The sequence below is a fragment of the Stenotrophomonas maltophilia group sp. RNC7 genome, assembly GCF_030910085.1.
In the GTDB taxonomy this organism is placed as follows: Bacteria; Pseudomonadota; Gammaproteobacteria; order Xanthomonadales; family Xanthomonadaceae; genus Stenotrophomonas; species Stenotrophomonas sepilia.
The window spans coordinates 1-338 of sequence record NZ_JAVFVN010000518.1; the positions used below are offsets into that span (position 1 = coordinate 1).

Here is a 338-nt window from a genome sequence, read left to right on the forward strand (position 1 = left end):
ACCATGTGGCGCGGCTCGATGACGTTCGAGACGCCGATGCTGTTCTCGATCGGCTTCATCTTCGTGTTCACCATGGGCGGCTTCACCGGCCTGATCCTCTCGGTGGCGCCGATCGACATCCAGGTGCACGACACGTATTACGTGGTGGCCCACTTCCACTATGTGCTGGTGGCCGGCTCGCTGTTCGCGCTGTTCGCCGGCACCTACTACTGGCTGCCCAAGTGGACCGGCCGCATGTACAGCGAAAAGTTGGGCAAGCTGCACTTCTGGTCGACGCTGATCTCGTTCAACGTGACCTTCTTTCCGATGCACTTCCTGGGCCTGGCCGGCATGCCGCG

The 338-nt window shown here is 61.5% G+C and carries 1 protein-coding gene; it reads left to right on the forward strand.

The window, feature by feature from the left end; genetic code table 11:
- Positions 1–338, forward strand: a 338-nt coding sequence (locus tag RCF13_RS10105; protein WP_308141119.1) for a cbb3-type cytochrome c oxidase subunit I, incomplete at both ends; no start/stop codon positions are given.